The sequence below is a fragment of the Rhizobium beringeri genome, from assembly GCF_004306515.1.
Classification (GTDB): Bacteria; Pseudomonadota; Alphaproteobacteria; order Rhizobiales; family Rhizobiaceae; genus Rhizobium; species Rhizobium beringeri.
On the sequence record NZ_SILG01000001.1, the window covers coordinates 1,266,216 to 1,292,499 of the forward strand.

Consider the following 26,284-nt stretch of genomic DNA (forward strand, 5'->3'; position numbering starts at 1 on the left):
TCAATGCGCAAAGCCCGCAGTGTCATCATATGGGCCGTAGTTTCGCTTTGCATGATCGTGCTGATCACGCTGCCGGTCAACCTGCAGACCCAGCTCATCACCAGCATCACTGTGGTGACTGTGATGGCGCTGATCAAGGTGCTGAAGGGCGAGGGGACGTGGCGCCTGGTGGCGCTCGCCTTCGGCACGTCGATCGTACTGCGCTATGTTTACTGGCGCACGACCAATACGCTGCCGCCTCTGAACCAGCCTGAGAATTTCATTCCCGGCCTGCTGCTCTACCTTGCCGAGATGTATAGCGTTGCGATGCTGGCGCTCAGCCTCTTCATCGTCGCGACGCCGCTGCCGTCGCGCCCCTCGCGTGCCGCCAAGAATGAGCGTTTTCCTCATGTCGACGTCTTCGTACCGTCCTACAACGAGGATGCCGGCCTGTTGGGAAACACGCTGGCCGCCGCCAAGGCCATGGATTATCCGGCCGACAAGCTGCATGTCTGGCTGCTCGACGACGGCGGCACCTTGCAGAAGCGCAATTCCGGCAAGCTGCTCGAAGCACAGGCTGCTGCTGCCCGCCATATCGAGTTGAAGCAGCTCTGCGACGATCTTGACGTCAAATACCTCACGCGCGACCGCAACGAGCACGCCAAGGCCGGCAACCTCAACAACGGCATGAAACATTCGACCGGCGAACTCATCGCCGTCTTCGATGCGGACCACGCGCCGGCCCGCGATTTCCTGCTCGAGACCGTCGGTTACTTCGAAGACGATCCGAAGCTCTTCCTCGTCCAGACCCCGCACTTCTTCATCAATCCTGATCCGCTGGAGCGCAACCTGCGCACCTTCGACAAGATGCCGAGCGAGAACGAGATGTTCTACGGCATCATCCAGCGCGGCCTCGATAAGTGGAACGCCGCCTTCTTCTGTGGCTCGGCCGCAGTTCTGAGCCGCAAGGCACTCGAATCCCAGAACGGCTTCAGCGGCATCAGCATCACTGAGGATTGCGAGACGGCGCTGGCGCTCCATGGCAGCGGTTGGAACAGCATCTATGTCGACAAGCCGTTGATCGCCGGCTTGCAGCCGGCCACCTTTGCAAGCTTCATCGGCCAGCGCAGCCGCTGGGCGCAGGGCATGATGCAGATCCTGCGCTTCCGCTTCCCGCTTCTAAAACGCGGCCTGACGATCCCGCAGCGCTTCTGCTACATGTCCTCCACGCTTTTCTGGCTCTTCCCGTTCCCGCGCACGATCTTCCTGTTTGCGCCGCTCTTCTACCTGTTCTTCGATCTGGAAATCTTCACCGCCTCGGGCGGCGAGTTCCTTGCCTATACGCTTGCCTATATGCTGGTGAATCTGATGATGCAGAACTACCTCTACGGGTCGTTCCGCTGGCCCTGGATTTCCGAGCTCTACGAATATGTCCAGACCGTGCATCTGCTGCCGGCTGTCGTCTCCGTCATGCTCAATCCGAGGAAGCCGACCTTCAAGGTCACCGCCAAGGACGAATCAATCGCCGTCAGCCGTCTGTCGGAGATCAGCCGGCCGTTCTTCGTCATCTTTGCGGTGCAGATCGTCGCGCTCGTCATCACCATCTACAAGATCTATGCCGAGCCTTATAAGGCCGACGTCACGCTCGTCGTCGGCGGTTGGAATGTCATCAACCTGATCATGGCCGGCTGCGCACTTGGTGTCGTGTCGGAGCGCGGCGAGCGCGCTTCGTCCCGCCGCGTCCGCGTCAACCGGCGCTGCGAATTCGGCGCCAACGGCAAGTGGTACACAGCCTCGATCGAAGACGTCTCCGTCCACGGCGCAAGGCTTCACATCTTCAACAAGCATCTCGACGAGATGCTGGTCGGCGCCGTCGGCGAAATCCGTTTTCAGCCCTATAGCGGCGCGGATCTGGAAACTCTGCCGCTCATCGTCCGCAACATCGAGCCGTCGGGCGACATCAGCAATGTCGGCTGCCAGTACGTCCCGAAAAGCGCGCTCGACCATCGCCTCATCGCCGATCTGATGTTTGCCAATTCCGATCAATGGACTCAGTTCCAGGCTTCGCGCCGCCACAATCCGGGCCTGATCCGCGGCACCATCTGGTTTCTCGGCATGTCGTTCTATCAGACGAGCCGAGGCCTCGTTTACTTCTTCCGCAGCATGCGGCCGGAGCGGGAGGCCCAGCAGCAGGCGGCAAAGGTCAACGCCGGATGAGAAGGATCGCCGCCGCTTCGCTTCTCCTGCTGAATGCCTCCGCCTTCGCCCAGGCGCAGACAGCGCCCTTCGACATGTCCGGCGAGCGGCCGCCCGGTGCGTCCATTACTCCGAGATTGACGCCGTCCACGTCGCCCGCAGCCATTGCGCCGGTTCCCGTCACGCCTCCAGTTTCCGTCATACCCGCACCTGCAACCCCGGCTGCTCCTGCTCCCGTTCCTCCGCCGATCGCCGCCCAGCCGCAGGCGGTTGTGCCCGCGCCCCAGCCAGCCGCGGTGGCAAACCCCGCTGCGCCGCCGCGCCCCGGCGATGTCCGTCGCTTTGTCGTGCCCTTTTCCAAACTCGGCCTCGGAGGTGAATACGACCGTCGGTCATGGTCCGTCTATCTGACGCCGGAGCAGGCGGCGGCCAAGGCAAGCTTCACCTTCGCCTACCAGAATTCGATCGTCGTTGCGCCTGAGGCCTCGGCGCTGACCGTCTATCTCAACAACCGCCCGATCGGCCAACAACGCGTCGGCTCGCCGGATGGCCCGTCGACCGTCACGTTCGAGGTTCCGCCCGGTCTGCTGCAGCCCGGCGCCAACCTCGTCACCTTCGAGGCCGATCAGCGCCACCGCACCGATTGCAGCATCCAATCGACTTATGAGCTGTGGTCGAACATCGATCCGGCCGGAACCTATCTGAGCTTTGCCGGCAGGGATGCTGCCCAGCTAGCGAGCGCCGACGCAATCCGCGCCATCGGCGTCGACGGAGCCGGCAAGACCGAGTTCGATATCGTCGTCCCGGCGTTGGAGCAGCCGGGAACCACCAAGCCTCTGCTACGGCTGGCGCAGGGCCTTTCGGTGCTGAGCAGCATGCCGAACCAGATTTTTGCCTTCAGCACCGAGTCACTTCCGGCCGCCGGGCCTGGTAAGCTCAGCGTTCTCGTCGGTACCGCGGCGGAACTGCGGCCGCTCTTTCCCGGCCTGCCGCCCGGCGCCGAAAGTGCTGCACTCGCCGCTTTCGTCACCGACCCGCGCAGTGGCTCGCCGGTCCTTCTGATCAGCGGCCCCTCCTGGCAAGCGGTCTCCTCGGCGATCGATACCATCGTCTCGCCTACGGACAGGTCCTCGGATGTCCGCCGCGACGTGCTGACCACCGAACGCTGGAGCGCGCCGAACGCGCCGCTGGTCTTTTCCGACACGAACATCGCCTTGTCTCAGCTCGGCGTGAAGACCACCGAATTCTCCGGCCGGCGGCTCCGTACCAGCTTCAATATCGCCGTGCCCGCGGATTTTTATGCCAATGCCTATGGCGAGGCGAAGGTGCTGCTCGACGCCGCCTATACCGATAACGTGCTGCCCGGCAGCCACATCGATATTTACGTCAACGACAACATCGCCTCCACCGTGCCGATCACCACGACATCAGGCGGCATTCTCCGTCATCTGCCGATCCGCGTGACGATGCGGCACTTCAAGCCCGGCCTCAATTCGGTGGCGATCGAAGCGATCCTGATGACCAAGGACGATGCCGTCTGCGCGCCGGGCTCGACCGCCGGCGCGACCCCGCGCTTTGCCCTGTTCGATACCTCCGAGCTGCAGATTCCGGATTTCGCCCGCGTCGGTCAGCGTCCGAATCTTGCGGCAATGGCCGGCACCGCCTATCCCTACGGTCGGGCCACGGACTCGACGCCGCTCTTCATTGACCGGGTCGACGCCGACACGCTTTCGGCCGCCGCCACGCTGCTCGGCCAGATGGCGATCACGGCCGGCCATCCGATCGCTGTCGAAACCGTCGCCTCGCCGAATACGATCGGCGATCGCGATGCCATCTTCATCGGCTCCATCTCGCAGATGCCGACAACCGCACTGTCGCAGACCAACATCTCCACGGCGAGCCAAGCCTCGTGGCGTTCTGTGGTGGATGCGCAGGTGGGCGTCGTCGATACCGGCACGGCGTTCGAGGAGTGGAACTCCAAGGTCAGCGGTGGTGTTTTGCGCAGCCGGATCACGGCTTTCCGCGAGTGGCTGTCACGCAATTTCGATATCTCCCGCAGTTCGCTGCAATTCGTGCCCGGCGCCGACGAGATCTTTACCCCGCCCAACGCCGCCACGCTGCTGGTTGCCCAAGGCTCCAGCCCCACAGGAGCCGGTGCCTGGACGGTGGTGACGGCGCCGTCGGCGAAGGATTTGCGCGAGGGGCTCGAGGCTTTGACCGAGCAGTTGAACTGGCCGCAGATATCGGGCCATATCACCACCTATTCGAGCAAAACAGGCAAGATCGACGCGGTACCCGTCACCCGCTTCGATTTCGTGCCGTCCACTCCCTGGTCGATCGCCAATTACCGCCTGATCGCCGCCAATTGGCTGTCGACCAATATCCTCTCCTATGCCTTCCTGCTGGTCGTCTTCCTGCTGCTGATCGGCATCACTACGTCGAGCATGCTCAAAAAGCTGGGCCGGTCCAAATGAGGCGGTGGCGCGCGCTCCTGCTGGCGGCAACCGTCGCGCTCGCCCCTGCGGGACCGCCCGCGGCCGCGCAGCAGGCGATGATCAATGCCGGCGCATGGTCCGCCTACAAGGCAAAGTTTCTCGATGCGACCGGCCGCATCGTCGATAACGGCAACGGCAATATCAGCCACAGCGAAGGGCAGGGCTATGGCATGCTGCTCGCCTATCTCTCGGCAAGCCCCGCCGATTTCGAACAGATCTGGTATTTTACCCGTACCGAGTTGCTGCTGCGTGACGATGGCCTGGCCGTCTGGAAATGGGATCCGCACGTCAAGCCGCACGTCACCGACACCAACAATGCCTCGGATGGCGACATGCTGATCGCCTATGCGCTGGCGCTTGCCGGCGTGGCGTGGAAACGCAACGACTATATCCTCGCCGCCTCCCGCATGGCGCAGGCGCTGCTTGCCGAAACCGTCGTGCACTCGGCCGGCCGGACGCTCCTGTTGCCGGGGAGTGAGGGTTTTGCCGCCACCGACCGTGACGACGGTCCCGTCGTCAACCCGTCCTATTGGATTTACGAGGCTATTCCGGTGATGGCTGCGCTCGCTCCATCGGATGCCTGGCAGAAACTGACGGACGATGGCGTGACGCTGTTGAAGACGATGCAGTTCGGCCCGCGCAAGCTCCCCGCCGAATGGGTGAGTCTGCGCGGCCAGCCGCAGCCAGCTGAGGGTTTCGACGCCGAGTTTGCCTATAACGCCATCCGCATCCCGCTCTATCTCGTCCGCGGCGGCGTCACCGACAAGGGGCTGCTGACCCACCTGCGCGAGGGGATGTCGCAAGACGGCGTTCCCGCCACCATCGATCTGACCACCGGCCAGCCGAAGGCCGTGTTGCCGGACCCGGGTTATCGAATTGTTAACGATGTTCTGGCCTGTGTAGTCGATGGGACCAAGCTGCCGGGCTCGGCCCTGCAATTTGCGCCCGCACTCTATTATCCGTCCACGCTTCAGCTGCTGGGACTGGCCTATATCGGGGAGAAGCATCCGGAGTGTCTGTGAAGTCTTCTCTCGTGGCGATTTCAGCAGCAGTCGTGGTGGCGACCCTCGTCACCGGACTGAAGGATCGTGCCGCTCTGCAGGAAAGATTCGGCCTTGGGTCTGCCGGCAAGCCGGCGCCGGAACTGATGATGATGGGCCGCATCAAGCCGACCGATGCTTCCGCCGGCAATCCTGAATTCAATGCGCAGCTGGTGGCCGACAAGATCGAGGCGATCACATCCCCGTCGTCGCCGGCACCTGATACACCCGAGCCGAATGCCGCAGCACCGCAACCGGCGGCACCGCAATCCGCGGCACCTCAGACGGCTGCTCAGCGGGCACCGGTCGCGCCCCCCATCGTTTCCGCGCCGCCAGCACTGCAACAGGCGGCCGCGCCTGCGCAGCCTGCCGTCGATGAAAGTGCGCTTCGTTATTTCGCCAGCCGCGGCGACAAGGTGCGCCTGCAAGCCGAAATCTCCCGCCTTCAGGCGCTCTACCCCAACTGGGTTCCGCCGGCCGATCCGCTCGCCGTGCCGCAGAATGGCGACAAACAGCTCGAGGCCATGTGGCAGCTTTATTCGGATGGCCGTTATGCGGAGCTGCGCAAGGCAGTCGCTGACCGCCAGGCAGCCGATGCCGGATGGCAGCCGCCGGCCGATCTGCTCGACCGGCTCGACGTCGCCGAGGCCCGTGCCCGGCTCGTCAATGCGTCGGACCTCAAGCAATATGCGACGGTCGTCGATATCGCCGCCGCAACACCGAGCCTGCTCACCTGTAGCGAGGTCGATGTTCTCTGGCGCGTCGCCGAAGCCTTCATCCAGACCGAGAGGGCGCAGCGTGGCCAGGACGCCTATACCTATATCCTGAAGAACTGCACCAATCCCGCCGAGCGGCAGGCGACGGTCGAAAAGGCCTCGACGCTGCTTGCCTACCAGCCGATGCAGGCACTGCTCACGCTGGAGAGGCCTGCGGCCGACGGCAGCAAGGAATTCGATGCGATCCGCGATAACCTCGCCCGACGCTTCATGGCCGAGGGCAATGACGATACGAAGCTTGTTATCGCGGCCGATTATGTCGCCCGCCTCGAAAAACTCGCCGAGACTGAGGGGCTTGCCTCCGATGCGCTGCTGCTCGGCTGGTACCAGCTTCGCCGCAACAACGATGCCGATGCCGAGAAGTGGTTCCGCGCCGCCCGAGCCAAGCAAGATTCGGCGGCCGCTTCGCAGGGGCTGGCGCTGGCGCTGATTGCCCGCAAGGCGCCTGAGGAAGCCGAGGACGTGATGTTCCGTTGGCGCGCCGATTCCGAGGATGCGACATCAACCTATCTCGCCGCCACCGCCAACCTGATGGCGTTGCAGCCGCCGGCCGATCTGGCCGAAGACGTGCTGCACCGCATCGCTACCGAGGTCATCGCCCGGAAATACGTGCCGACGGCGCAGCAGTTCGGCTGGTATGCCCGCTCCCTTAACCAGTTCCAGACCGCTGCACGGTGGTTCGAGACGGCGCTTGCCTGGAAACCCGATGACGAGCCGTCCGCCTATGGCCTTGTCATCACCCGCGAGCAACTGAGCGACCGCAAGGGCGTGCTCGACCTCCAGCGCGCCTGGGCCGGCCGGTCGAGCCGGATCACCAATCTCGAAGACACCTCCTCCCTGTCGCCGAATGCCGTCCCGCCGCCGCTGGAGAAAGGGGCGCTTGCCGTACAGCAACCGGCTCAGCCGACGCAGCGTCCCCCGACCGAGCCACTTCCGGCCGAACGCCGCGTCACCCTGCAGCCGGGGTCGGAAGTGGTCGTTCGCGCGGCGAGGCCGGCGATGGAGACGGTGACTGTCCCGCGTGGTCCGCGCCAGACGCGCGGCTGCTCGACGACAATCGATGCGGGGCAGCTTGAGCCGGCCGACGCGCTGTCGCGCGGCTGGTGCCTGATGGATATCAACCGGCCGATGGAGGCAATCTCGGCCTTTGAGGCGGCATTGCAGAGCCCGACCCGCAAGGTCCGCGAAGACGCAGCCTACGGCCAGAGCCTTGCTTATCTCCGCGCCGGCCTCTCGGGCAATGCCGCCGTCGCAGCCACGAAGGCACCGCAGAACCGCCAGCGTGCCGCCGAGCTTCAGGTGGCGATCCTCGCCGACCGTGCGCTTTCAGCCTTCGACGCCGGGCGTTACCGCGAAACCCTCATCTATCTCGATCAGCGCGCCCAGCTGCAACAGGAACGCATCGATCTGATGGTTCTGCGCGGCTACTGCTACCTCAATCTCAAAATGTACGGCGATGCGACCCGCATCTTCGAAGCCGCTGCCGCGACTGGCAGCCGCGATGCTGTCCGCGGTCTGGCCGACGTTAGAAACGTCACGCATCCCGACGTCAACGACTGACGTTGACGCCGCCGCCGCTCTCCGCTACTCGCCTGCGCAGGGGGCCGCCCCGGCCCATGCTGCCCAAGGAAACGCCCGTGCCCGCTCTCCATGACATCCTCGACAGGTCCTACGATGCCTTCCTTTTCGACATGGACGGAACGCTGCTGAATTCCATTGCCGTCGTCGAACGCGTCTGGAGCGAATGGGCAAGACGCCACGGCTTCGAGCCGGAGGTCTTCCTGAAGACGATCCATGGCATCCGCGCCTCGGACGTTATCCGCGGGCTCGGCCTACCCGGCGTCGATCCGGCCCATGAGGCGGATCTGCTGCTCGCCGAGGAAATGGAGGATGTCTCCGGCATCGTCGAGATCCCCGGCGCCGTCCGCTTCCTCTCCGCCATCGCTGAGGGCAGGTGGGCAATCGTCACTTCGGCGCCGATCGAGCTCGCCAGGCGCCGCATGGCCGCCGCCGGCATCCCAATGCCGAAGGTCATCGTCAGCGGCCAAGAGGTTAAATCGGGCAAGCCCAGCCCCGAAGGTTATTTGCTCGGCGCAAGCCGCCTCGGCGTCGATCCCACGAAATGCCTGGTCTTCGAAGATGCCGTCGCCGGTATTCTTGCCGGCGAAGCCGCCGGCGCCGGCGTTACCGTCATCACCGAAACCCACGCCACACCCTTCGAAACACCGCATTTTTCGATCGCCAACTACCAGGCATGGCAGCCCCGCCAGACCGCCGAAGGCCGGCTGAAGCTCGCCGCGATCTGACCATTCCGGCAAACCGCTTCCTTTTTGTTGGAGGCGAGGTTTTTCCGCTTGCATTGCACGCGCTGAAAAACTAAACGAAGCAAGCCGTTTCGGCAGGTCGGGGCGTAGCGCAGCCCGGTAGCGCACTTGACTGGGGGTCAAGGGGTCGCTGGTTCGAGTCCAGTCGCCCCGACCATTTATCCCCTTGAAATCCCAGTCAGCATGTCACTTTCTTCGTCCCGTTGGCGGCGGAAAACGGAACGAGACATAGGCAGAAATGCTGAAACGGGAGCCGAAACCCGGAAAAGTCCCGAACGAAAATGTCAATTGTTCGTGTTGCAGGCGAGCTGTGGCGCCGCCATTGCAAACGGCGGCGGGCCTTCGACCGCCTTCAGTGCGGTTTCTGAGCGATCGCGATCATCGATTTCGCCAGGAGTGGGATCCTCCCGACATATTCGAAGTCGACGTCTTCGAATCCTGTTTCGACCAGCAGCGTGCTGAGTGTTTCGGGAGACCAGAATTTGATATGGCCATGATCCTTCAGAGGCATAAAATGGTCGTCCATCTTTCCGCTCACAGCCAGAGCCAGATTTTTCCAGTAGCCGTGGAAAGGCGTCGATACGACCGCGATGCCGCCGGGCCTCACCAGATCGTAAATGGTTGCCGAAAAAGCCTTGGGATCATAGACATGCTCCACCACCTCGAGGCTGATGACCGCATCGAAGGTCCCGTATCGGCTGGAAAGATCTTCGTAACCGGAACCGATTTCCAGCGGAAGATCAGGGTGGGCCGTTCTCGCTTTCGCGATGCCGTCCTGAGAGGGATCGACACCGACGACGTCATAGCCTTTTTGCGCAAGCACGGCGGCAGCACCGCCGGTGCCACAACCGAGGTCGAAGACTGCCGTTTCATTTGCCTCCTGGAAACTGTTCTCGAGAACATCGACAACGGCCGGCAAAATATAGGAATGGGCGGTCGCCGGCTTGGCGTGTACATAGGTAGTCGCGTCTAGTTCGATAGACATTTTACCTCCTGAAAATCTGAAGAAGTGAGCCGCGACCGCAATGGTACGCCGGACTTTGACGGGAGTGTGGTGTCGTTGTGGTATTAAGGTGATTAACGCCGAAGGCGTTCACGGGTGCTAAGGGAGGGCCCGCCGTTTTGCTGTACCGACTGCGCGCGACATCCTCCAACACGCCCGACGACCGATCCATGCAAGATCCCGAACCTGATTGACAGGGTACCAAGAAGATGCTGAAAACGGGCCGCATTCGGGTTTGCCGCATTCTGGTGGCCTAAGGGGCCTCTGCATCGGCTCCGGCTGCTTGGACCATTTAAAATAAATAAGGCGATGAAATGCTCTTTGAGAGTGCATCGCAAATAAATCCTTTAGTTCTTTTTGGTACTCCCCCAGTTGGGGGAGGCGGTATTTGTTGCCTTTTGTTAAGGCTATACCCAGTTTGGAAGTTAACAACCTAATTTTGGATTGAAAAAAACCTGCCACCTCTTCGCATTCTCGCGAATATGTGTAGATTAACATTATCCCTGTCACAGATAGCCTAGTTGAGCGCATGGCGGATATGAAGCACAATGTAACTTGCAGGCAGAGCCTCGCCAGCGCGTTCCAGGCTCTGTCGGACGAGGCCGTCAAAGCCGGCTGGTCGGAAGGCGATGTCGCCCTCGCGCTTGCCGAACTCGCCGAGGAGCGGGTGATTGAGATTACCGCAAAGGTGATTATGGAAGGCTCCATCCATCCCCAGCTGGTCGCCGCCGGCGGCCGCAACGGCTAGCTGGTCTTACACCAGCAATCCTGCCGTTTTCGCTGCCGTGATGAAGGAAGTCTGTGCTGTGCGCGGGCTGCACAGTCCGTCGAGCGCATCCAGGCAGTGCTGGCGCGCAACGCGATAATCGCGCCCACGCTTGCTCGGCCACCGTTTCAGATATTCGACGGCCTCCCAGACGGTGGAAACGATCAGGCTGCTGTTGGGAGAAACGACCCGGACGGGGGAGGGAAAGCGTTTTTCACTCACATCTGCACTCATTGATTCCTGCTACAAAACGCGGCCGTAACGCGCGGAACAAAATTTTGTTCCAAATTTTATTCCCCATGAATTTGCGCAGTTGCTAAAGTTCAGGCCGTCGCGCATAATAGCTTTATGACGGTTGCGGAGGGCTGCCGGCGATCCAAGCGTGGATGCGTTTGCCCTCGGAGGATTGGGGCATGATGTTACGGTCATCAATTCATCCGCATGATTTACCGTTATTTTCGGAAGATCTCGATCTGCTTTCGCAGGTGCTCGACAAGGTCTGCGACGAACGCGGTCTCGTCAAAACGACGCCGGAGGCCGAGCGGATTGGTGCGGTCATCATTCAGCTCTACAGGCAGGGCGTGAAGGACGGCGGCAAACTCGCGGATCTTGCAAAAACCTATCTCTAGTTCTGCTCGATCGAGACACCGTTCTTACCGATGCTCATCTCGATCCCCTGCGGCTTGCTTTCCTCGTGGAAGATATAGGCGCCGAGGCCGATGACGGCGACGACAAGAACGCCGATGATGACGTAGAGACCATTGCTGCGGTTCAAGAGACTGCCCCCGATATGTTATAGGCCCCGATATGTTATGGGACAGCAAAACGCTCGGGCGACCGATTGGTTCCGTCAGTCGTCGTTGGCGGCGTTGAGGTTTTCCGGCCGGATGCCGTCATCGCTGGAGGTGCGTGCGCGTAATCGGATGCCGGGGCCGCCTTCATCCTGATTGCCGCTTGACAGGAAGATGATGCCGTTCGCCTCGAGCGTGCTGCGCACATCAAACAGCGCGTGCGGCTCACCCGCGAATTCGCCGTTTTCCAGCGCTCTCACGGTCTCGACCGGCAGGCCGCTGGCGGCGGCGAGCTCTTCGATGCTCATTCCGATCATGGCGCGCGCGCCGCGTATCTGCGTTGCTGTTATCATGGTGGAAAATCTAGCGCATTTCCAGCGCTTCTCAAGTGGCGGCGTTGTACGTTGACCGGTTTCGTGACCACGGCACGCGCTTTTCAAACTTCTCTCAATTTTACACCAAATAGATCGTCATGCATGCGCTCGACCGCGATCCCCATTCCTCCCATCAGGGCGGCGCGGTTCCCAAAGCGGCTGATCTCGATGCGCGGCGGATAGGGCGTACAACGCGGCAGGAAACCGCGGATGGCGTTTACGAGTTCCGGTCTTGCGCCGATGCTGCCACCGGTGATCACCAATTCAGGATCGAGTGCCGCTCCGATTGCAGCAATGGCGACTGCGACCAGCCTTGCCGTCTCTTCGATTGCGGCCACGGCGCTTGTATCTCCTGCATTAAACGCGGCGAAGAGATCGGCCACGGTGGATGCGTTACGCCCGCCGAAACCGACATAGCGGCGCAACATGGCGACGCTGCCGACCGCACTCTCAAAGGTTCCAAGCGTAAATCCGCCAGGATCAAACGCATCTCCGCCGATCGGAAGATAGGCGATTTCGCCGGCCGCCCCGCGCGCGCCGCGCAACAGAGTTCCGTTGGCGATGATGCCCATGCCGACGCCCGTGCCGAGAGCAACGAAAGCAAAATTGCTGGTTTCGACACCGTGTCCCCGCCATCTCTCCCCTTGGGCGGCCAGGTTGACGTCATTTTCAACGATCACGGGTAGACCCATTCTGTCGCTGAAGACTTGCCGCAGATTTATTGCGTCGATGCCGGGGATGCTTGGCGCTACGTTAATATGTCCGGTGGCCGGATCGAGCACACCGGGACTGCCCAGAACGACGAGACGGAGTTTGTCGGCAGTCGTCCCGGCCGCAAATGCGAGTTCCACGATAAGATCGCTGAACTGATTGACGAGATGCATTCCGCCGCGCGGATCGGTGGATACTTTGGTTTCTGCAACCACGTTCCCTAACAGATCGCAGATAGCCGCAGCAATCTTGGTGCTCCCGAGATCGATGGAGACGGCCAGTCCCGCCCGGGCATTGATTTCATAGGTGATCGCATTCCGGCCCGGGCGACCATCAGTCTGCCCGACTGGTTTCAGCCATCCGTCATCCTCAAGGTCGCGCACGACATCGGAAATCGTCTGTTTTGACAAGCCGGTTAGCTTGGCAATATCGGCGCGAGAGATCGATCCATTCGCGAACACGGTTCGAATGACGGCATTGGTTGAAATTTTTCGTGCGATCGGAGTCTGTGCGACAGAAGATGTCATTGCCATCCGGCTAGCTCAGTCCAATTAGTTCGGAGCGCATACTTAATGGGGCGATATTGGGTTCACAACTATCGAGACTAACCGGAATTCAATACATTGAAGCAGGCAATTTGTCTATGTCCTTGACAAATGGGAAACCAGCTGTAGGCTTTGGACTAACGTGCGATGAAAATGCGCGATGAAATAAAGAGGGTCGAGTAGAAGTATGCGCCATACGTATCGTCTGGTTAGCCGTGCGCTCGTCAAGATCGCCCGAAGAAGAATCAGGCTAGGCTTAGCTAGCTCTTTCCTCTTTCGCGTTCCGCCGACTCCTTAAACCTGGCTGCCGGGGATTTGCTCATGATGAAGCCCTCGACTGATGGACAGCTTTCCGCCGAGCAACCTTTTTTACTGCCGACAATAGCACTACGCCTTCAGGCGGACGTTCATCCAGATGGGTACGCTGATCTCGCCTTGTGGGGAGCAGGCTGCTCTGGGCGTGTGAGATTTTCTCCAATCAAGGGTCCTTGTACCGACGAGACAGGGCCTTTCCGTGCCTCGGAGAAACCAGGAAATGCTTCAACCCAATCCCTCGATCCGCATAGCAAAGGCTACGGAGCCATCGCGCTCGAATTCGGAAAAGCCAAGGTGACGGTAGAAACCCTTGGCGCGTTCGTTGTTTGGGTCGACCCCGAGATGCACGCCGCCGACCCCGTAATTTCGAAGCGCCTGAAGCTCCGTGCCGATCATCCTGCGTCCCCAACCGCTTGCCTGAAGTCCGGGAAGGATGTTGATGTGAAGATGCGCCGGATACTGGTCTTGAAGCCACGCCGTTCCGCTGCGCGGATTTTGAATTCGTTCCATCACGTCGGCGTCGCGCGGACGGCTGGGTGCCAGTCCCGCAATCTGCTGGCGGACGAACGGCCACCAATTTGTCTGCAAGTCTCTGTCGAACCCGCCGGTGTCCGGTACCCCTACAACGTAGCCGACCGACCGGCCGTCTTGAACGAGAACAAAGGCAAAGTCTTTGGCGAACTTGAGGTAGGGTACCGACCAGATGTAGCCGGGCAGATGCGGGTCGCTATAAAGCGCGCTGGCATCATGACCGCCATTCGCGGTTTTCAGGCAGATGTCGAAAAAGGCGTCGATATCCGCTTCAATCACGGGGCGGATGAAGCAGCTGGTGTCCATCACTTTGCCACCTCCTGCGTGGCGCTTTGTCATTTTAGGTCGCGAGAGGTGCGGATGCACTGACGATTACCTCAGATTCGCCAGCCAGGCAAAGCTCTGGGGGAAGAAAACGTTCGGCCGGTGCTTGGCGCAAGGCCTGAGCGGAGAGTGGAGAATAAACCAGATGAGGTGGAGCAGATGAAGAGAACTGTGAAATCGATCAGCATACTGCCGGCATACGGATTGAAAGCAGCTGTCGCGCTTGCTGGCGCGGCGCTTTTGAGTTTTGGCCTTTCGGCAGCCGCGCGCGCTGACGACCTGGCCGTGTGGGATGACCAAACCTATGAAGGCCAGAGTGCTGTTATAGAGCAGCTTAACAAGGAGTTCGAAGCTGCCCATCCCGGCGTCACAATCAAACGCACCGCCCGCACCTTTGACGACATGAAGCTGACGCTGAAGCTTGCGGTTTCGGCGGGTGACGGCCCTGTCATCACGAAGGTCAACCAGGGCGCCGGCGACATGGGGGCGATGGTCAAGCAAGGATTGCTCCTGCCGGTTGACGACTACATCAAGAAATACAGCTGGGACAAGCGCCAGTCGGATTCCGTGCTTGCTCGAGACCGCTGGGAGGATGGAAAGTTCGGGGTCGGCAAGACCTACGGCATATCAGGGCTCGGCGAGATCGTTGGTCTCTTTTACAATAAAAAGATCCTCGACGATGCGGGAGTAGCGCTGCCGCAAACCTTCGAGGAGCTTCTCGCCGATCTCGACAAGCTGAAGGAAAAAGGCGTTGCGCCCTTCATGATGGGCTCGGCAAAGGAGCATCTGGCCCTGCACATGATCGGCGCCATCGACCAAGCGCATATCGACGCGAGCAATCGCGCCGAACTTGACGATCTGATCTACGGCCGGGGCGGCTCCTGGAACACCAAGGGAAACATCGAATCCGCCAAACTCGTGCAGCAGTGGGCACAGGGCGGCTATTTTTTCCCCGGTTTCGAGGGCATCTCGGGTGACGACGCCGTCCAGCTTTTCATTTCCGGGCAGGGTGCGTTCCTGATCTCCGGGACCTGGTATTTCGGTGACATGCAACACAATCCGGATATCGGGTTCATGGCCATTCCTGCCCCGAAAGGCATTTCCAAACCTTTGAGTGTCGGAGGCGTGGATCTTGCCTGGGCGATAACGAGCCTTGCCAAAACCAAGGCAACGCAGGACCTGGCAGGGGACTATATCGACTATATGGTTTCGGATAAGGCTGCTGAAACCTGGGCCGCTGCCGGCTATCTTCCGGCAACTTCGCTGGCGGCCGACGCCAAGCCAAAGCTCACGCCGCTCCTCAGCTCCGGCATCGAAATGTGGAAGACACTCAACGCAAACGACGCTCTCGGCCATTACCCCGATTGGTCGAGCCCAACGATGCTGAAGACAATAGACGACAACACGCCGCTTCTTCTGTCCGGCAATATCACGCCCGAAGCCTTTGTCGACGCCATGGACAAGGATTATCAGGCGTACCTGAAGGATAAGAAATAAAGATTGGCGCTGGTCACGACCGTCCCCTGCGGTCGTGACCTGAGTGTCGTCGATCCAAATAAATGAGCACTGCGATCGGCTTGCTGCGCGATGATCACAGCTTTGGCTTTATGGAGTACTGGATGAAACGCTCCGCACTTGATGGCTCGCAACATACCAATTTTATCTATCTATTGCCTGGATTGCTGTTCTACGCGGCTTTTGTCTTTGGACCGATCCTCGCGGCTTTGGGTTTGAGCCTGACCAGCTGGGACGGCTTGAGCATGCCCAAGTGGGTTGGTTTGGGCAATTACGCCGATCTCTTTTCTGACAGTCGTTTTTATATTGCCTTGCGTAACAATGCCGAGCTTATGATCTTCTACTGTGTCCTGCCGCTCGTGCTCGGCATAGCTCTTGCTGCTTGCGTCTGGAACCTGAAGCAACGCGAGCAACTCGCCCTGCGCACGTTCTTGTTCCTGCCTTACATCATGCCGACTGCCGTGTTGGGCATCATCTGGGCATGGCTCTACAATCCTGCCTTTGGCCCGTTCAATCAGTTCCTGAGAGCAGTAGGGCTGGGCGCCTTCGCACTCCCGTGGCTGGGAGATTTCAATTTTGTCCTTCCCGCGGTCGGGATCGTTGCCACTTGGTATTTCTTCGGTTTTTGCATGGTCATTTTCCTCACAGGAATTCAGCGCATCGACCCGTCTCTTTTCGACGCTGCCAAGGTCGATGGCGCTTCGGCGCGAAAAACCTTTTTCTGGATAACGCTACCGCTTCTATTGCCTGAGATAAGGGTGGTTTTGCTTCTGACGGTCATCGCGTCGATCAAAAGCTTCGACCTGATTTTCACGATGACCCGGGGCGGACCCGCCAACGCTACGCTCGTGCCGAATATCTACATGTATCAGCTCGGCTTCGAGCTTAATCGGTTCGGCGCCGCAGCGGCCATCGCCATTGTCGGCGCGGTACTCACATTCGTCATCAACTATGCAATTCACCGATTTGTGGGATCGCAGCATAAAGGATTGGCTTGATGAGCCGTTCGTATACCATTTCCGCCGGTCCGCTATTCCTCCGCATTGTCCTCTGGCTTCTTGCTTTCGTCACGATCATCCCCTTCCTGCTCCTGCTTCTAACCTCAATAAAGAGCAAGGCTGACGTTCTGCAGGGTGCATTCGCGTTGCCGGCATATCCACATTTCGAAAATTACGTCGATGCCTGGAATGCCGGACATTTCAATATCTACTTTTGGAATTCGATCATCGTTGTCATACCGGTCGTTGCTGCAAGCGTCTTTTTGGGCCTGCTGACCGGTTTTGCCTTCGCATACCTGTCATTTCCGCTCCGGCGTACGCTGTTCGCTATCCTGACGCTCGGCATGATGGTGCCGGCGGAAGCCTTCATCATCCCACTTTATTATGAAATGCGATATCTTGGGCTGATCAATACCTATGCGGCTCTGATTGTGCCGCAGATCGCCATGTCGATCCCATTCTCGACGATCTTCCTCGCCAGCGCGATGCAGCAACTGCCGGAAGAGGTTCTTGAAGCGGCGGTTCTCGATGGCGCCGGACGCTTCTATATCCTGCGCAAGATCGTTATCCCGCTTATGGTGCCGGCAATGTCGACACTGGCGCTGTTCCTGTTCATATGGACTTGGAACGAGTTTCTGATTCCCTTTATTCTGGTCAACGACGACGCCTATCGGACGCTGCCCCTCGGCATGCTGTTTTTCCAAGGTCGGTACACCGTCAATACGCCGGTTTTGACCGCCGGTGCGGTGATCGTCATTGCCCCGCTCATCCTGACCTATCTGGTTTTCCAGCGGCGGTTCATTGCCGGCCTGACGGCAGGAGCGACGAAATAGACAGCCGATGCGGTCGGCGGCAAGACCTCACGCCGCGCCCCTCACTCTTCGCTCGCGCTTGTGGCGCACTTCCAGCGCCGCGCAGCCCCAGACCGTGCCGAGCAGCAGATAGACATGGCGCCAGTGGTCGATATCGATGACGTTGCCGATTGTCGCATGGCCGAGAACCGAGATCCAGGCGATCATCAGGAAGGGTTGCCACGGCCGGTCGAGCAGCAGGTTTCTGAAGCCGAGAGCCAACGTCCAGGCAAGCATGCCGACATAGCTGACGAAGCCGAGCCAGCCATAGGTGGTCAGTGATTTCAGCCAGATATTGTGCTCGTCCTCGGGAAACATCGTGCCGAATACCAGCGGGCCGATGCCGAACGGGCGCTCCATCATCATGGTGAAGCCGATCCGGTGGCGCTCGAAGCGCCCGAGATGCTCGCCGTCATACTGCTGCACCAGCTGGGCGCGCGCCGAAAACAGTTCGGCGACCTTCGGGATCTGCAGTGCTACCAAGAGCGAGGCGACCAACATAATGATCGCCGCCAGCGACAGGACCAGGACTCGCAAGCGAAAGGCGCCGCTGCGCTCCTTCAGCAGCATGATGAAGATCAGCAGCGCCACGCCAAGCGCGAAAAGCCCCCAGGCGGCACGGGAAAAGGAGAGGAAGATGCCGAGCGCAAGCACGAGCAGGGCGGCGGCCTTCAGCGGCGATTTCCTCAGGTCACCGGCCAGGATGCCGTGGATGAGATAAAGCGATGGCGGCACCAGGAAGGGGCCGAACACGTTAGGGTCCTGGAAAGCGCCCTTGGCGCGGTCGTAGAGCGTGAAGACTTCGGCGCCTGGAAAGGCATGGAAATAGCCGAGTATGCCGAGCGCGGACGTGGCGACGGCGGCGAAGGCCCAGGCGTTGAAGATCAGCGGCAGCCGCTTGTGGCTGTCCTCGATGATTGCCGCGTAGAAGACCGCCGTCAGCGCCAGGAAGGTCGACACCGCGATATACATCGGCCCCGTCGCCAGGTCCTTCATCTGCGTCAGCGACAGCATGCCGCCGATATTGAAGGTAAGCAAAAGGGCGAGCAGCGGCGCCACGCCGCGCGAAATCCTGAGGCCAAGGATGAACCAGAGGCCGATCAGCCCCGCCATCCAGAGTTCATAGGGCGCCGGCTCGTCGATCACGAAACCGGAAAGGAAGACGCCGACGGCGACGAAGGCCGAGCCGATCAGGCGCAGCGTCATCCGCTGCGGTTGGGCGACACGGGGATATGTCGCCTCGATCGCGGTCAATAGGCGTTTTCCGTGTTGAGCAGCCGGATCGGCGTCAGGAACAGGATTTTGAGATCGAACCAGAGCGACCAGTTCTCGATGTAATAGAGGTCGTAGGCGGTGCGGAACTTGATCTTCTCGTCATTGTCCACTTCGCCGCGCCAGCCGTTGATCTGTGCCCAGCCGGTGACACCGGGCTTGACGCGGTGGCGGGCGAAATAACCCTCGACGACATCGCCGAAGGCGCGGTCGCGCGCCTGGGCGAGAACGGCGTGCGGACGTGGGCCGACCAGCGAGAGATCGCCTCTCAGCACGTTGAAAAGCTGTGGCAGTTCATCGATCGAGGTCTTGCGGATGAAGCGGCCGACGCGGGTGACGCGCGGATCGCCCTTGGTCACCGCGGCCTTGCCTGTGGGGTCGCCCATATTGGTGTACATCGAGCGGAACTTGAAGACGTTGATGATTTCATTGTTGAAGCCGTGGCGCTTCTGCATGAAGAAGACCGGGCCTTCCGACGTCGCCTTGATGGCGATCGCGGTCGCCACCATGATCGGCCACAGCAGTGCAAGTGCGACGATTGTGAAGAAGATGTCGAAGCCGCGCTTGGCGACGGAATCCCAGTCGCGGATCGGCTTCTTGAAAATATCGAGCATCGGCACCGAGCCGACATGCGAATAGGCGCGCGGCCGGAAGCGTAGCCGGTTGGCATGCGCGGCAAGGCGGATATCGACCGGCAGAACCCAGAGCTTCTTCAAAAGGTCGTAGATACGGGCCTCGGCCGACAGCGGCAGGGCGATGATCAGCATGTCAATGCGCGTCAGCCGTACGAATTCGACGAGTTCGGCGACAGTGCCGAGCTTCGGATAACCGGCGACCATGATCGGCGAGCGCTTCTCGCCGCGGTCGTCGAAGATACCGCAGATGCGGATGTCGTTGTCGGCCTGCTGTTCGAGGACGCGGATCAGGTCCTTGGCCGGCTCGCCGCCACCGACGATGACGGCGCGGCGTTCCATGAGGCCGTTGCGGGCCCAGTTGCGGATGCCATAAGCGACGAGGAAACGCTCGGCCGCAAGGAAAAGCGCGCCTGCGCCGAACCATGGAGTATAGGCTTCGACCATCGCCCATGTGGTGCCGCGAATGAGCGCGAACAGGCCGACGGTCAGGAGAAGCGCGATCGCCCACGAGACGACGATGCGCGGCATCAGCCGCAGCTTCGCTCGAAGTGCGGGAATGGTGTAGGTGTCGGCAAGCTGCAGACCGATGACGGTCAAGGCCGAAGCGATCGCCGCCATGCCGGCCCGCACCAGCAGGGAATCGTTGCCGTCGCCGGGCCAGAAATAGTGGACGACGAGGGCGATCGCGAAGAGCGCCAGGAATTCCAGCAGCCGCAATTGGCCGATTATGATGGCAGGCGAATTGGTTCCGTCGCGGAACTGTTCGGCGATCTGCCGGGCATAGGGGTTGATTTCGGTCGGGTCGGAAGGCTTCTCCTGACCCGTGTCGCCGCGCGCCTCGATGTCGGAGACCTGCTTGCGCAGTGCTTCCACGTCGAATTGATCGCCTTTTTCCAGCTTGTTCATGGGGCCCAGCTTGTTCATGGGGCATTGTCGCTCGTTGTCACGAAGCGAAATACCAGAAAGCCCCTAAGAAATATTTACGAGGCGACGGGCATTGCTTGGCCGGCAGCCGGGTTGACGAGCTCATGGTACAATTTCAGGACATCGCGTGCCATGACGGCGGAAGAAAACACCGCCTTCACCGCCTCGGGCTTCGGCATCGTCCTGTCGTGCCAATCGGGCGTGCTCAGCGTTTCCGCCATGACGCGGGCGAGATCGTCGGAATTGCCGGGCTCCACCAGGGCCGCGCTGTCGGCGCCGAGCACCTCGGGAATGCCGCCGACACGGCTTGCGATGATCGTCTTGCCGGCGCCCAGCCCCTCGAGCACGATATAGGGCATGGCTTCGGCGCGCGAGGGAACGACGAGGTTCTGCGCCATCGAGAAGGCTTCGTGGACCCGCATTGCCGGCAGCATCCCGATGCGTTTGCCAAGGCCGCGTTCGACCATCATCTCGCGGTAGCGGTCGCGATCCGGCCCGTCGCCGATCATCAGCGCCGACAGTGGCCTGCCGAGCAGCCGTTCGGTCTTGGCGAAGGCATCGACAAACAGATCGGGACCCTTGAGGTCCCGCAGCATTCCCACATAGATGAAATGCACGGCATCCGAGCGGGTCGGGATCGGCTCGAAATCGCGCTCGCCGATGCCGTTGTAGATCAGACTCGTCTTCGTCCGCGGCCGCCCGACCTTGCGCGCATAAGTATCGCGCTCATATTCGCAGATGAAGACCAGCGCATCGGTGAAATATTCCTGCAGGCGCTCCATCCTGAGGACGAACTGTCCGCTGAGCGAGGAGCGCGAATAATGCAGGCTTCCACCATGCGCTGTATAGAGGCGGGCTACGCGATACCTGTTCACCCGCAACGCTGAGCCGGCAAGTCGCGCGAGCACGCCGCCCTTGGCGCCGTGTCCGTGCAGCACATCCGGCCGCAAACTTTTGATTTTCTTGTATGTATCCCACATCGTCGCAATATCGGACGGGCTGATCGAACGCCGGATCGGAACGCGTGTCAGGCCGAGCGAGAGATAGGGACGGATATCGTCGAACAGGCTGTCCTCGTACTCGCCGCCGGTCGAGCTGTCGCAGAGGATGCCGATTTCATGGCCGGCCTTGCTGTGCTCCTCGACGAGATCGCGGACATGGCGGAAAATTCCGCCGACCGGCGACCTGAAGCAATGAAGGATGCGGAGCGGCTGCTGTTCTGCCATCGCTCAGAATAGCCGTTCGCGAACGTAGATCGTGTCACCTGCGATGATCGGCCCTGATATATTGATGCGGCCGGTCAGCACCTGTCCGTTGATCTTGCGGGTCACATCGACCATGCGCTGGTTGGCGCGGCTGGTGAAGCCGCCGGCAACCGCGATGGCATTCTGCACCGTCATGCCGGGAACATAGGCATACTGGCCGGGCTGGCCGACTTCACCCATGATGAAGACCGAACGGTAGCGATCGACATCGATGGTGACATCGGGATCGCGAAGATAGCCTTGCTGCAGTTTCTGGGCGATCTGTCCCGAGAGTTGCTGCAGGGTTCGGCCGCGAGCAGGGACCTGGCCGATGAGCGGGAAGGCGACATAGCCGGCCTGATCCACCGTATAGGTGTTGGTCAGGCTCTGCTGGTCGAAAACGGTGATGCGCAGTCGATCGCCGCTGTCCAGCGTATAGGGCTGAATGGTCGCCTCGTTGAAGGCCTTCGGCGCCGGCTTGTACGTCGTGCAGCCGCCCAATGCTGCCGTCATGGCTGCAAGGCTCAGGGCCAAAAGGATCTTGGGCTGGACGACAGACATCCGCTTGTGCTCACAAAAATGAACTCGGTGCAGTCGTTATCGATCCGTTAGGGTTAATGCCCGGTAAAGGGCGCTTGCAATTTCCCGGTTTCCTCCATCGATCGTCACTCATCTCTCGGCGAGATCGCCATTAACTGTTGAGTTACCATGGTCGTTTACGCTTACGGCACCTTTGTTGTGGAGTAAGAGCATGTCCGGCGTAGCTCGTGATCAGGATGTGGACATCGATCTCGGCCAGTTGGTCCGTGCGGTCTGGGCGCGCCGTCTGCGGATTTTGACAATCACCCTCGTGGGGGCGGGCGTCGCCTTTGCCGGCGCCAAAATCATGTCGCCGCAATATCGCAGCGAAACACGCATCCTCATCGAACCCCGTGCGCCGGCCTTCGCCAGCACGCAGCAGATCAATGATGCCAGCGCCGGTCCGCTGATGGATGAACTGAACATCGCCAGCCAGGTGCAGCTCCTGCAATCGGCCGATCTGCTCAAGAAGGTCATCAACGACCTGAAGCTTTATAACCTGCCGGAATTCGACGATGCTGCCAGCGGCTCGGCGATGAGCAGTATCCTGGTGAAGCTGCACCTGAAGAAGAACCCGCTGGAAAATCCGCCCGAAGAGCGCGTCATCGACGCCTTCGTCGAACGCTTGCAGGTCTATCAGGTCCCGGGTTCACGCGTCATCGGCATCAATTTCACCTCCAAGGACCCGAAGCTCGCCGCGGCCATTCCGAACGCCATGGCGAATGTCTACCTTTCGACCCAGAGCGGCGCCAAGCTCGATTCCAATTCCGAAGCGACCCGCTGGCTGGAGCCGGAGATCGAAGGCCTGCGCCGGAAGGTCAGCGAAGCCGAGAAGAAGGTCGCCGAATACCGCACGTCGCACGGGCTGTTGCAGACGAACGGCACGACCACTTTTCCGGCCCAGCAATTGAACGATATCTCCGCCGAGTTGACCCGCGTGCGGGGCGACAAGGCCAATGCCGAGGCGAGGGCGCAGGCGGTGCGAAACGCACTGTCTTCGGGTGAAGCCTTCGATACGCTGCCCGACATTATGTCCTCACAGGCGATCCAGCGGCTGAAGGGGACGGAATCCGGCCTGCAGTCGCAGATCTCCGATCTGCAGACCAGCCTCCTCAACAATCATCCGCGGCTGAAAAGCCTGCGCGCTCAGCTCTCCGATATCCGCACCCAGATCCGCCAGGAGACGCAGAAGATCCTGGCGAGCATCGAGAATGAGTCCAAGGTCGCGGATCTGAGGGCGAGCGAACTCGAGCGGCAGTCGGAAACGGTGCAGGCCACCAGCGCCCGCGCCGGTGAGGACGAGGTCGGTCTCAATGCGCTGGAGCGTGAGGCAAACGCCCAGCGCCAGCTGCTCGAAACCTATCTTGTGCGCTACCGCGAGGCCGCCTCCCGGGCCGACAGCAATTCGAGCCCAGCGGATGCCCGAATCGTTTCCAAGGCCGTTGAGCCGGTCGATCCCTATTTCCCGAAGGTGGTGCCGATCGTCGTCGTCGCTGCCGTCGCGACGCTGATCATGAGCGCCATCGTCATCATGCTGACCGAACTCTTCAGTGGCCGGGCGCTCCGTCCGACAGATGCGGCCCCGGAGGCAATCGAGGCAGAAGCGGTCGTCGAGGAGAAGCATGTGCCGCAGGCCGCGCCGATCGTCGCTGCCGCCAGAAAGCCCATCCAGCCGAGCATGCTTACCGTTGTCGCGGACGAAGAGGATACGATCGAGGACGCGGAGGCTGCCGAGGAGGCGCCAGAGGATGAGAATGAATTCTCCGTCGCCGCAGTTGCTGACTATCTCACCGGCAGCCGCGCGCCGCTGGCAATCGCAATATCTCCGACTGGTGACAATGGCTCGGCGGCGACGGTTTCGCTGACCCGCATGCTCGCCGACGCCGGCCACCGCGTCATCCTGATCGACATGACCGGTTCCGGCTACCCCACAGAACTGATGGCCGAAGACCAGGCCGCCCTCGGCGTCACCGATCTGCTTTGCGGCGAGGCCGCCTTCGGCGATACGATCCACGGCGACCGCTTTTCCGACGCCCATCTCATCCCTCAAGGCCAGAGCGACGTGCGCCGCGCCATGCGCGGTGTCGACCGGCTGTCGTTGCTGCTCGATGCGCTCGCCGCCGCCTACGACCTCGTGGTAGTCGAATGCGGTTCGGCCGATGTCGCCGGCGTCTCGCGGCTAACGCGCAGCCGCGACGTCGAGATCATCCTCTCGCTGCCCGAGGTCGAGGAGACCATCTTCGTTGCACTGATGACGGAATTCCAGGCCGCAGGCTATGAGCGCGTCGTGCTGATGTCGGGCGGCGAAGGGGCCGAGCAGACGCTCGGCCGGGCCGCCTAATGCATGTCGCCCAAAAGTGTACAGCGGTTTTGGGAAGACGACATGCATAAGAAAGAGCTAAAAACGCATCGCATGAATCAAATTCGATGCGACGCGCTTTTTGACGGTTAGCCGATCCGTGCCCGGATACCCTGGGTGAATTTATAGAGCTTTGGGCGCGCCTTGATATGCGCCTTGCCGCGGGTGACGATCCGGTGTGCGGCGCCGGCGACGATGCCGAACGGGGAAACCGGCAGCACCACGTCGTAGTGTGCGGTCTCGACCGGCGCCCAGGAGCGCTTGTAGGTCTGGTCGCCGAGACCGAAATCGAACAGCACGACACCCTTGCCATGCAGTCCCGAAATGGTGTGCCAATAGAGGAATTCGCCGGGGCTCGTATCCGGCACGAGTTCTTCATCGATCGCGCCGAACTGGCAGACGATGTGGTCGCCCTTGCGCGAAACCCCTGAAATCGCTGCGATCTTACCCTCATGCTCGCCCTTGAGCCGGAGTACATGCATCTGCAGCCCGAAGTACTGCTTGCTGTCATCCAGCTTGTCGAGCAGGCCGTGGAGGAAGGCCTGCGTTTCCCTGTCGGCAAAGACGTCGGGCAGGCCGAGGCTGGCGAAGCGGGCGCTCTTCAGGCGGAAGAAGATATCGAGCAGGCGGTGTTGTTCTTCCGATGTCCCGGGAATGAGATATTCGAAGCCGCCCGCCGCTTCGAGGCGCTTCGACTGAACACGGAATTTCTTGCGCCGGTTCTTGGCGTTCAGCTGCTTCAGCGTTTCCTCGAAAGTGGGAAGGAACGGCAGCTGGTAGGCATGATTCTGGTTCTGCACCATCGGCAGCCCCTTAAGCGGGCTCTCTCGCCCGCGCCATTCCAGCGGAATGTTCTGCAGCAGCAGTAGATCGGCCCGGCCCTTGAGTGCCTGCTGAAGCTGGCCAGCGAACTTGCCGGCATCGATGGTCCCGCCGCTTTCTGCAAAACCCTCGGAGAAAAGGCCTGTATTGATGTTGCTGTGACCGGCGGCGATGAACTTCGCGATCGCCAGCCCCCGAGACTTGACGATTTCGACCGGCAGAATGAAAGCGGTCTGGCCGGCGTGGATGCCTTTGAGGATCGCAAGCGGCCGGTGGAAAGCGCTCACCCAGGCGGCGCACCAGTCGTAGCTCTGATGGAGTGATTGGAGATTGTCGCGCTCCAGCGCCCGCCACTCATCCTCCAGCGGCTGCATCGTATCGAAGACTTCGATGTCGATTTCAGCCATGGCGAGTTTCATGCTCAGCTGGCGCAAGCGCGAAATGGCCGCTTCGGCCAAAGCGTTGTCGGACGGCTGTTCACGGACATCGAGCTTTTGCGTCTGCACGGTTTTCTCCGGTCAAGAATGCTGAACGGGAAGGTAGGTATGCCAGACGTATATTTGGTTTAACCGCATCCGATGGGCGAGGTTTTCCGCCGATCACGGTTATTCGGCCGTTAATGGCCCTACTTCCGCGGCGGCCCGGCCATCCATTTGATCAGCACCATCGCCGGCAATACCCAAAGCAGGCCGGTGAACAGGAAGTAGAGCAAGTGTCCCCACCAGGGCGCGTTGCCGAGCGTTGCCACCGCGATCGTATTCGCCACCAGCGCATAGACGAGCACGAGCACGATGATCAGGATGGTGCCGATGAATTTGCGGAGGCGGATGGGCATCGGCTATCTCTTGCAATGGATGGGTCGAACCGGCGCGACGGCATGCCGCAAAGGTTCGGGGCTTGTTTTGCATGAGCCGG

At 60.7% G+C, this 26,284-nt stretch carries 23 protein-coding genes and 1 tRNA gene; 12 read left to right on the top strand and 12 right to left on the bottom strand.

Annotated elements, in window-relative coordinates:
• Positions 1 to 3 precede the first annotated feature (3 nt).
• From bcsA to ELH03_RS06570, 6 genes are all read left to right on the top strand, one after another.
• Positions 4 to 2,196, top strand: coding sequence for a UDP-forming cellulose synthase catalytic subunit (gene bcsA / locus ELH03_RS06545; RefSeq protein ID WP_128401314.1), 2,193 nt, complete (start codon positions 4 to 6; stop codon positions 2,194 to 2,196).
• Positions 2,193 to 4,649 carry a cellulose biosynthesis cyclic di-GMP-binding regulatory protein BcsB gene (locus ELH03_RS06550; protein WP_128401315.1) on the top strand — a complete coding sequence of 819 codons (2,457 nt, stop codon included), beginning with the start codon at positions 2,193 to 2,195 and terminating at the stop codon, positions 4,647 to 4,649. Before bcsA ends, ELH03_RS06550 begins: the two co-directional genes overlap by 4 nt.
• Positions 4,646 to 5,692 (top strand): family 8 glycosyl hydrolase, encoded by a 1,047-nt coding sequence (locus ELH03_RS06555; RefSeq protein WP_128401316.1) that lies wholly within the window; start codon positions 4,646 to 4,648, stop codon positions 5,690 to 5,692. Before ELH03_RS06550 ends, ELH03_RS06555 begins: the two co-directional genes overlap by 4 nt.
• Positions 5,689 to 8,046, top strand: a complete 2,358-nt coding sequence (locus tag ELH03_RS06560) for a cellulose synthase (RefSeq protein WP_128401317.1) — start codon at positions 5,689 to 5,691, stop codon at positions 8,044 to 8,046. Before ELH03_RS06555 ends, ELH03_RS06560 begins: the two co-directional genes overlap by 4 nt.
• 77 nt (positions 8,047 to 8,123) lie before the next feature.
• Entirely contained in the window at positions 8,124 to 8,792 is a 669-nt protein-coding gene (locus tag ELH03_RS06565; protein WP_128401318.1) for an HAD family hydrolase, read from the top strand.
• Between the two features lie 98 nt (positions 8,793 to 8,890).
• Positions 8,891 to 8,967 (top strand) — tRNA-Pro (locus ELH03_RS06570).
• Between the two features lie 195 nt (positions 8,968 to 9,162).
• Here ELH03_RS06570 and ELH03_RS06575 read toward each other — a convergent pair.
• Positions 9,163 to 9,795, bottom strand: a complete 633-nt coding sequence (locus ELH03_RS06575; RefSeq protein ID WP_128401319.1) for a class I SAM-dependent methyltransferase — start codon at positions 9,793 to 9,795, stop codon at positions 9,163 to 9,165.
• A gap of 547 nt (positions 9,796 to 10,342) precedes the next feature.
• On the opposite strand from ELH03_RS06575, the gene ELH03_RS06580 reads away from it, so the two are divergent.
• Positions 10,343 to 10,561, top strand: coding sequence for a hypothetical protein (locus ELH03_RS06580; protein ID WP_128401320.1), 219 nt, complete (start codon positions 10,343 to 10,345; stop codon positions 10,559 to 10,561).
• 6 nt (positions 10,562 to 10,567) lie between these two features.
• Here ELH03_RS06580 and ELH03_RS06585 read toward each other — a convergent pair whose 3' ends face one another.
• The gene (locus tag ELH03_RS06585) at positions 10,568 to 10,813 is read right to left on the bottom strand and encodes a DUF982 domain-containing protein (protein ID WP_197729983.1); all 246 of its coding nucleotides are present in this window, start codon (positions 10,811 to 10,813) and stop codon (positions 10,568 to 10,570) included.
• 179 nt (positions 10,814 to 10,992) lie between these two features.
• On the opposite strand from ELH03_RS06585, the gene ELH03_RS06590 reads away from it, so the two are divergent.
• The gene (locus tag ELH03_RS06590; protein ID WP_018069423.1) at positions 10,993 to 11,208 is read left to right on the top strand and encodes a hypothetical protein; all 216 of its coding nucleotides are present in this window, start codon (positions 10,993 to 10,995) and stop codon (positions 11,206 to 11,208) included.
• Here ELH03_RS06590 and ELH03_RS37295 read toward each other — a convergent pair.
• The 4 genes from ELH03_RS37295 to ELH03_RS06605 form a co-directional block, all read right to left on the bottom strand.
• Positions 11,205 to 11,354, bottom strand: a complete 150-nt coding sequence (locus tag ELH03_RS37295; RefSeq protein WP_012756918.1) for a hypothetical protein — start codon at positions 11,352 to 11,354, stop codon at positions 11,205 to 11,207. The two genes, ELH03_RS06590 and ELH03_RS37295, sit on opposite strands and share 4 nt — an antisense overlap.
• 75 nt (positions 11,355 to 11,429) lie before the next feature.
• Positions 11,430 to 11,723, bottom strand: coding sequence for a helix-turn-helix domain-containing protein (locus ELH03_RS06595; RefSeq protein ID WP_018483592.1), 294 nt, complete (start codon positions 11,721 to 11,723; stop codon positions 11,430 to 11,432).
• Positions 11,724 to 11,806: 83 nt separating this feature from the next.
• Positions 11,807 to 12,988 carry an ROK family transcriptional regulator gene (locus tag ELH03_RS06600; protein ID WP_128411501.1) on the bottom strand — a complete coding sequence of 394 codons (1,182 nt, stop codon included), beginning with the start codon at positions 12,986 to 12,988 and terminating at the stop codon, positions 11,807 to 11,809.
• A 552-nt stretch (positions 12,989 to 13,540) separates the two neighbouring features.
• Positions 13,541 to 14,152 (bottom strand): GNAT family N-acetyltransferase, encoded by a 612-nt coding sequence (locus tag ELH03_RS06605; protein WP_128411527.1) that lies wholly within the window; start codon positions 14,150 to 14,152, stop codon positions 13,541 to 13,543.
• A gap of 177 nt (positions 14,153 to 14,329) precedes the next feature.
• Here ELH03_RS06605 and ELH03_RS06610 point away from each other — a divergent pair, with 177 nt between their 5' ends.
• The 3 genes from ELH03_RS06610 to ELH03_RS06620 all read left to right on the top strand — a co-directional run bounded on the left by ELH03_RS06610 (position 14,330) and on the right by ELH03_RS06620 (position 17,516).
• Positions 14,330 to 15,667, top strand: coding sequence for an extracellular solute-binding protein (locus ELH03_RS06610; protein ID WP_128411500.1), 1,338 nt, complete (start codon positions 14,330 to 14,332; stop codon positions 15,665 to 15,667).
• Positions 15,668 to 15,789: 122 nt separating this feature from the next.
• A complete protein-coding gene (locus tag ELH03_RS06615) occupies positions 15,790 to 16,683 on the top strand; it encodes a carbohydrate ABC transporter permease (protein WP_128401340.1) in 894 nt (297 codons plus the stop codon).
• Positions 16,683 to 17,516: a carbohydrate ABC transporter permease gene (locus ELH03_RS06620; protein WP_128411499.1), complete on the top strand. Its 834-nt coding sequence runs from the start codon at positions 16,683 to 16,685 to the stop codon at positions 17,514 to 17,516. The genes ELH03_RS06615 and ELH03_RS06620 overlap by 1 nt, the downstream gene beginning before the upstream one ends.
• Positions 17,517 to 17,543: 27 nt before the next feature.
• Here ELH03_RS06620 and ELH03_RS06625 read toward each other — a convergent pair whose 3' ends face one another.
• The 4 genes from ELH03_RS06625 to ELH03_RS06640 form a co-directional block, all read right to left on the bottom strand.
• Positions 17,544 to 18,788 carry an O-antigen ligase family protein gene (locus ELH03_RS06625; protein ID WP_128411498.1) on the bottom strand — a complete coding sequence of 415 codons (1,245 nt, stop codon included), beginning with the start codon at positions 18,786 to 18,788 and terminating at the stop codon, positions 17,544 to 17,546.
• Entirely contained in the window at positions 18,785 to 20,347 is a 1,563-nt protein-coding gene (locus ELH03_RS06630; protein WP_128401341.1) for an undecaprenyl-phosphate glucose phosphotransferase, read from the bottom strand. Before ELH03_RS06630 ends, ELH03_RS06625 begins: the two co-directional genes overlap by 4 nt.
• 74 nt (positions 20,348 to 20,421) lie before the next feature.
• Positions 20,422 to 21,591: a glycosyltransferase gene (locus ELH03_RS06635; RefSeq protein ID WP_128401325.1), complete on the bottom strand. Its 1,170-nt coding sequence runs from the start codon at positions 21,589 to 21,591 to the stop codon at positions 20,422 to 20,424.
• A 3-nt stretch (positions 21,592 to 21,594) separates the two neighbouring features.
• On the bottom strand, positions 21,595 to 22,170 hold the full coding sequence (locus ELH03_RS06640; RefSeq protein ID WP_003558401.1) for a polysaccharide biosynthesis/export family protein: 576 nt from the start codon (positions 22,168 to 22,170) through the stop codon (positions 21,595 to 21,597).
• A 190-nt stretch (positions 22,171 to 22,360) separates the two neighbouring features.
• Here ELH03_RS06640 and ELH03_RS06645 point away from each other — a divergent pair, with 190 nt between their 5' ends.
• The gene (locus ELH03_RS06645; RefSeq protein ID WP_128411497.1) at positions 22,361 to 24,529 is read left to right on the top strand and encodes a GumC family protein; all 2,169 of its coding nucleotides are present in this window, start codon (positions 22,361 to 22,363) and stop codon (positions 24,527 to 24,529) included.
• Between the two features lie 107 nt (positions 24,530 to 24,636).
• Here the strand turns inward: ELH03_RS06645 and ELH03_RS06650 are convergent, their stop codons facing one another.
• Together ELH03_RS06650 and ELH03_RS06655 are read right to left on the bottom strand one after the other, a co-directional pair.
• Positions 24,637 to 25,875 carry a GNAT family N-acetyltransferase gene (locus tag ELH03_RS06650; protein ID WP_128411496.1) on the bottom strand — a complete coding sequence of 413 codons (1,239 nt, stop codon included), beginning with the start codon at positions 25,873 to 25,875 and terminating at the stop codon, positions 24,637 to 24,639.
• Positions 25,876 to 25,994: 119 nt separating this feature from the next.
• Entirely contained in the window at positions 25,995 to 26,204 is a 210-nt protein-coding gene (locus tag ELH03_RS06655) for a DUF2842 domain-containing protein (protein WP_128401328.1), read from the bottom strand.
• Between the last annotated feature and the right edge of the window lie 80 nt (positions 26,205 to 26,284).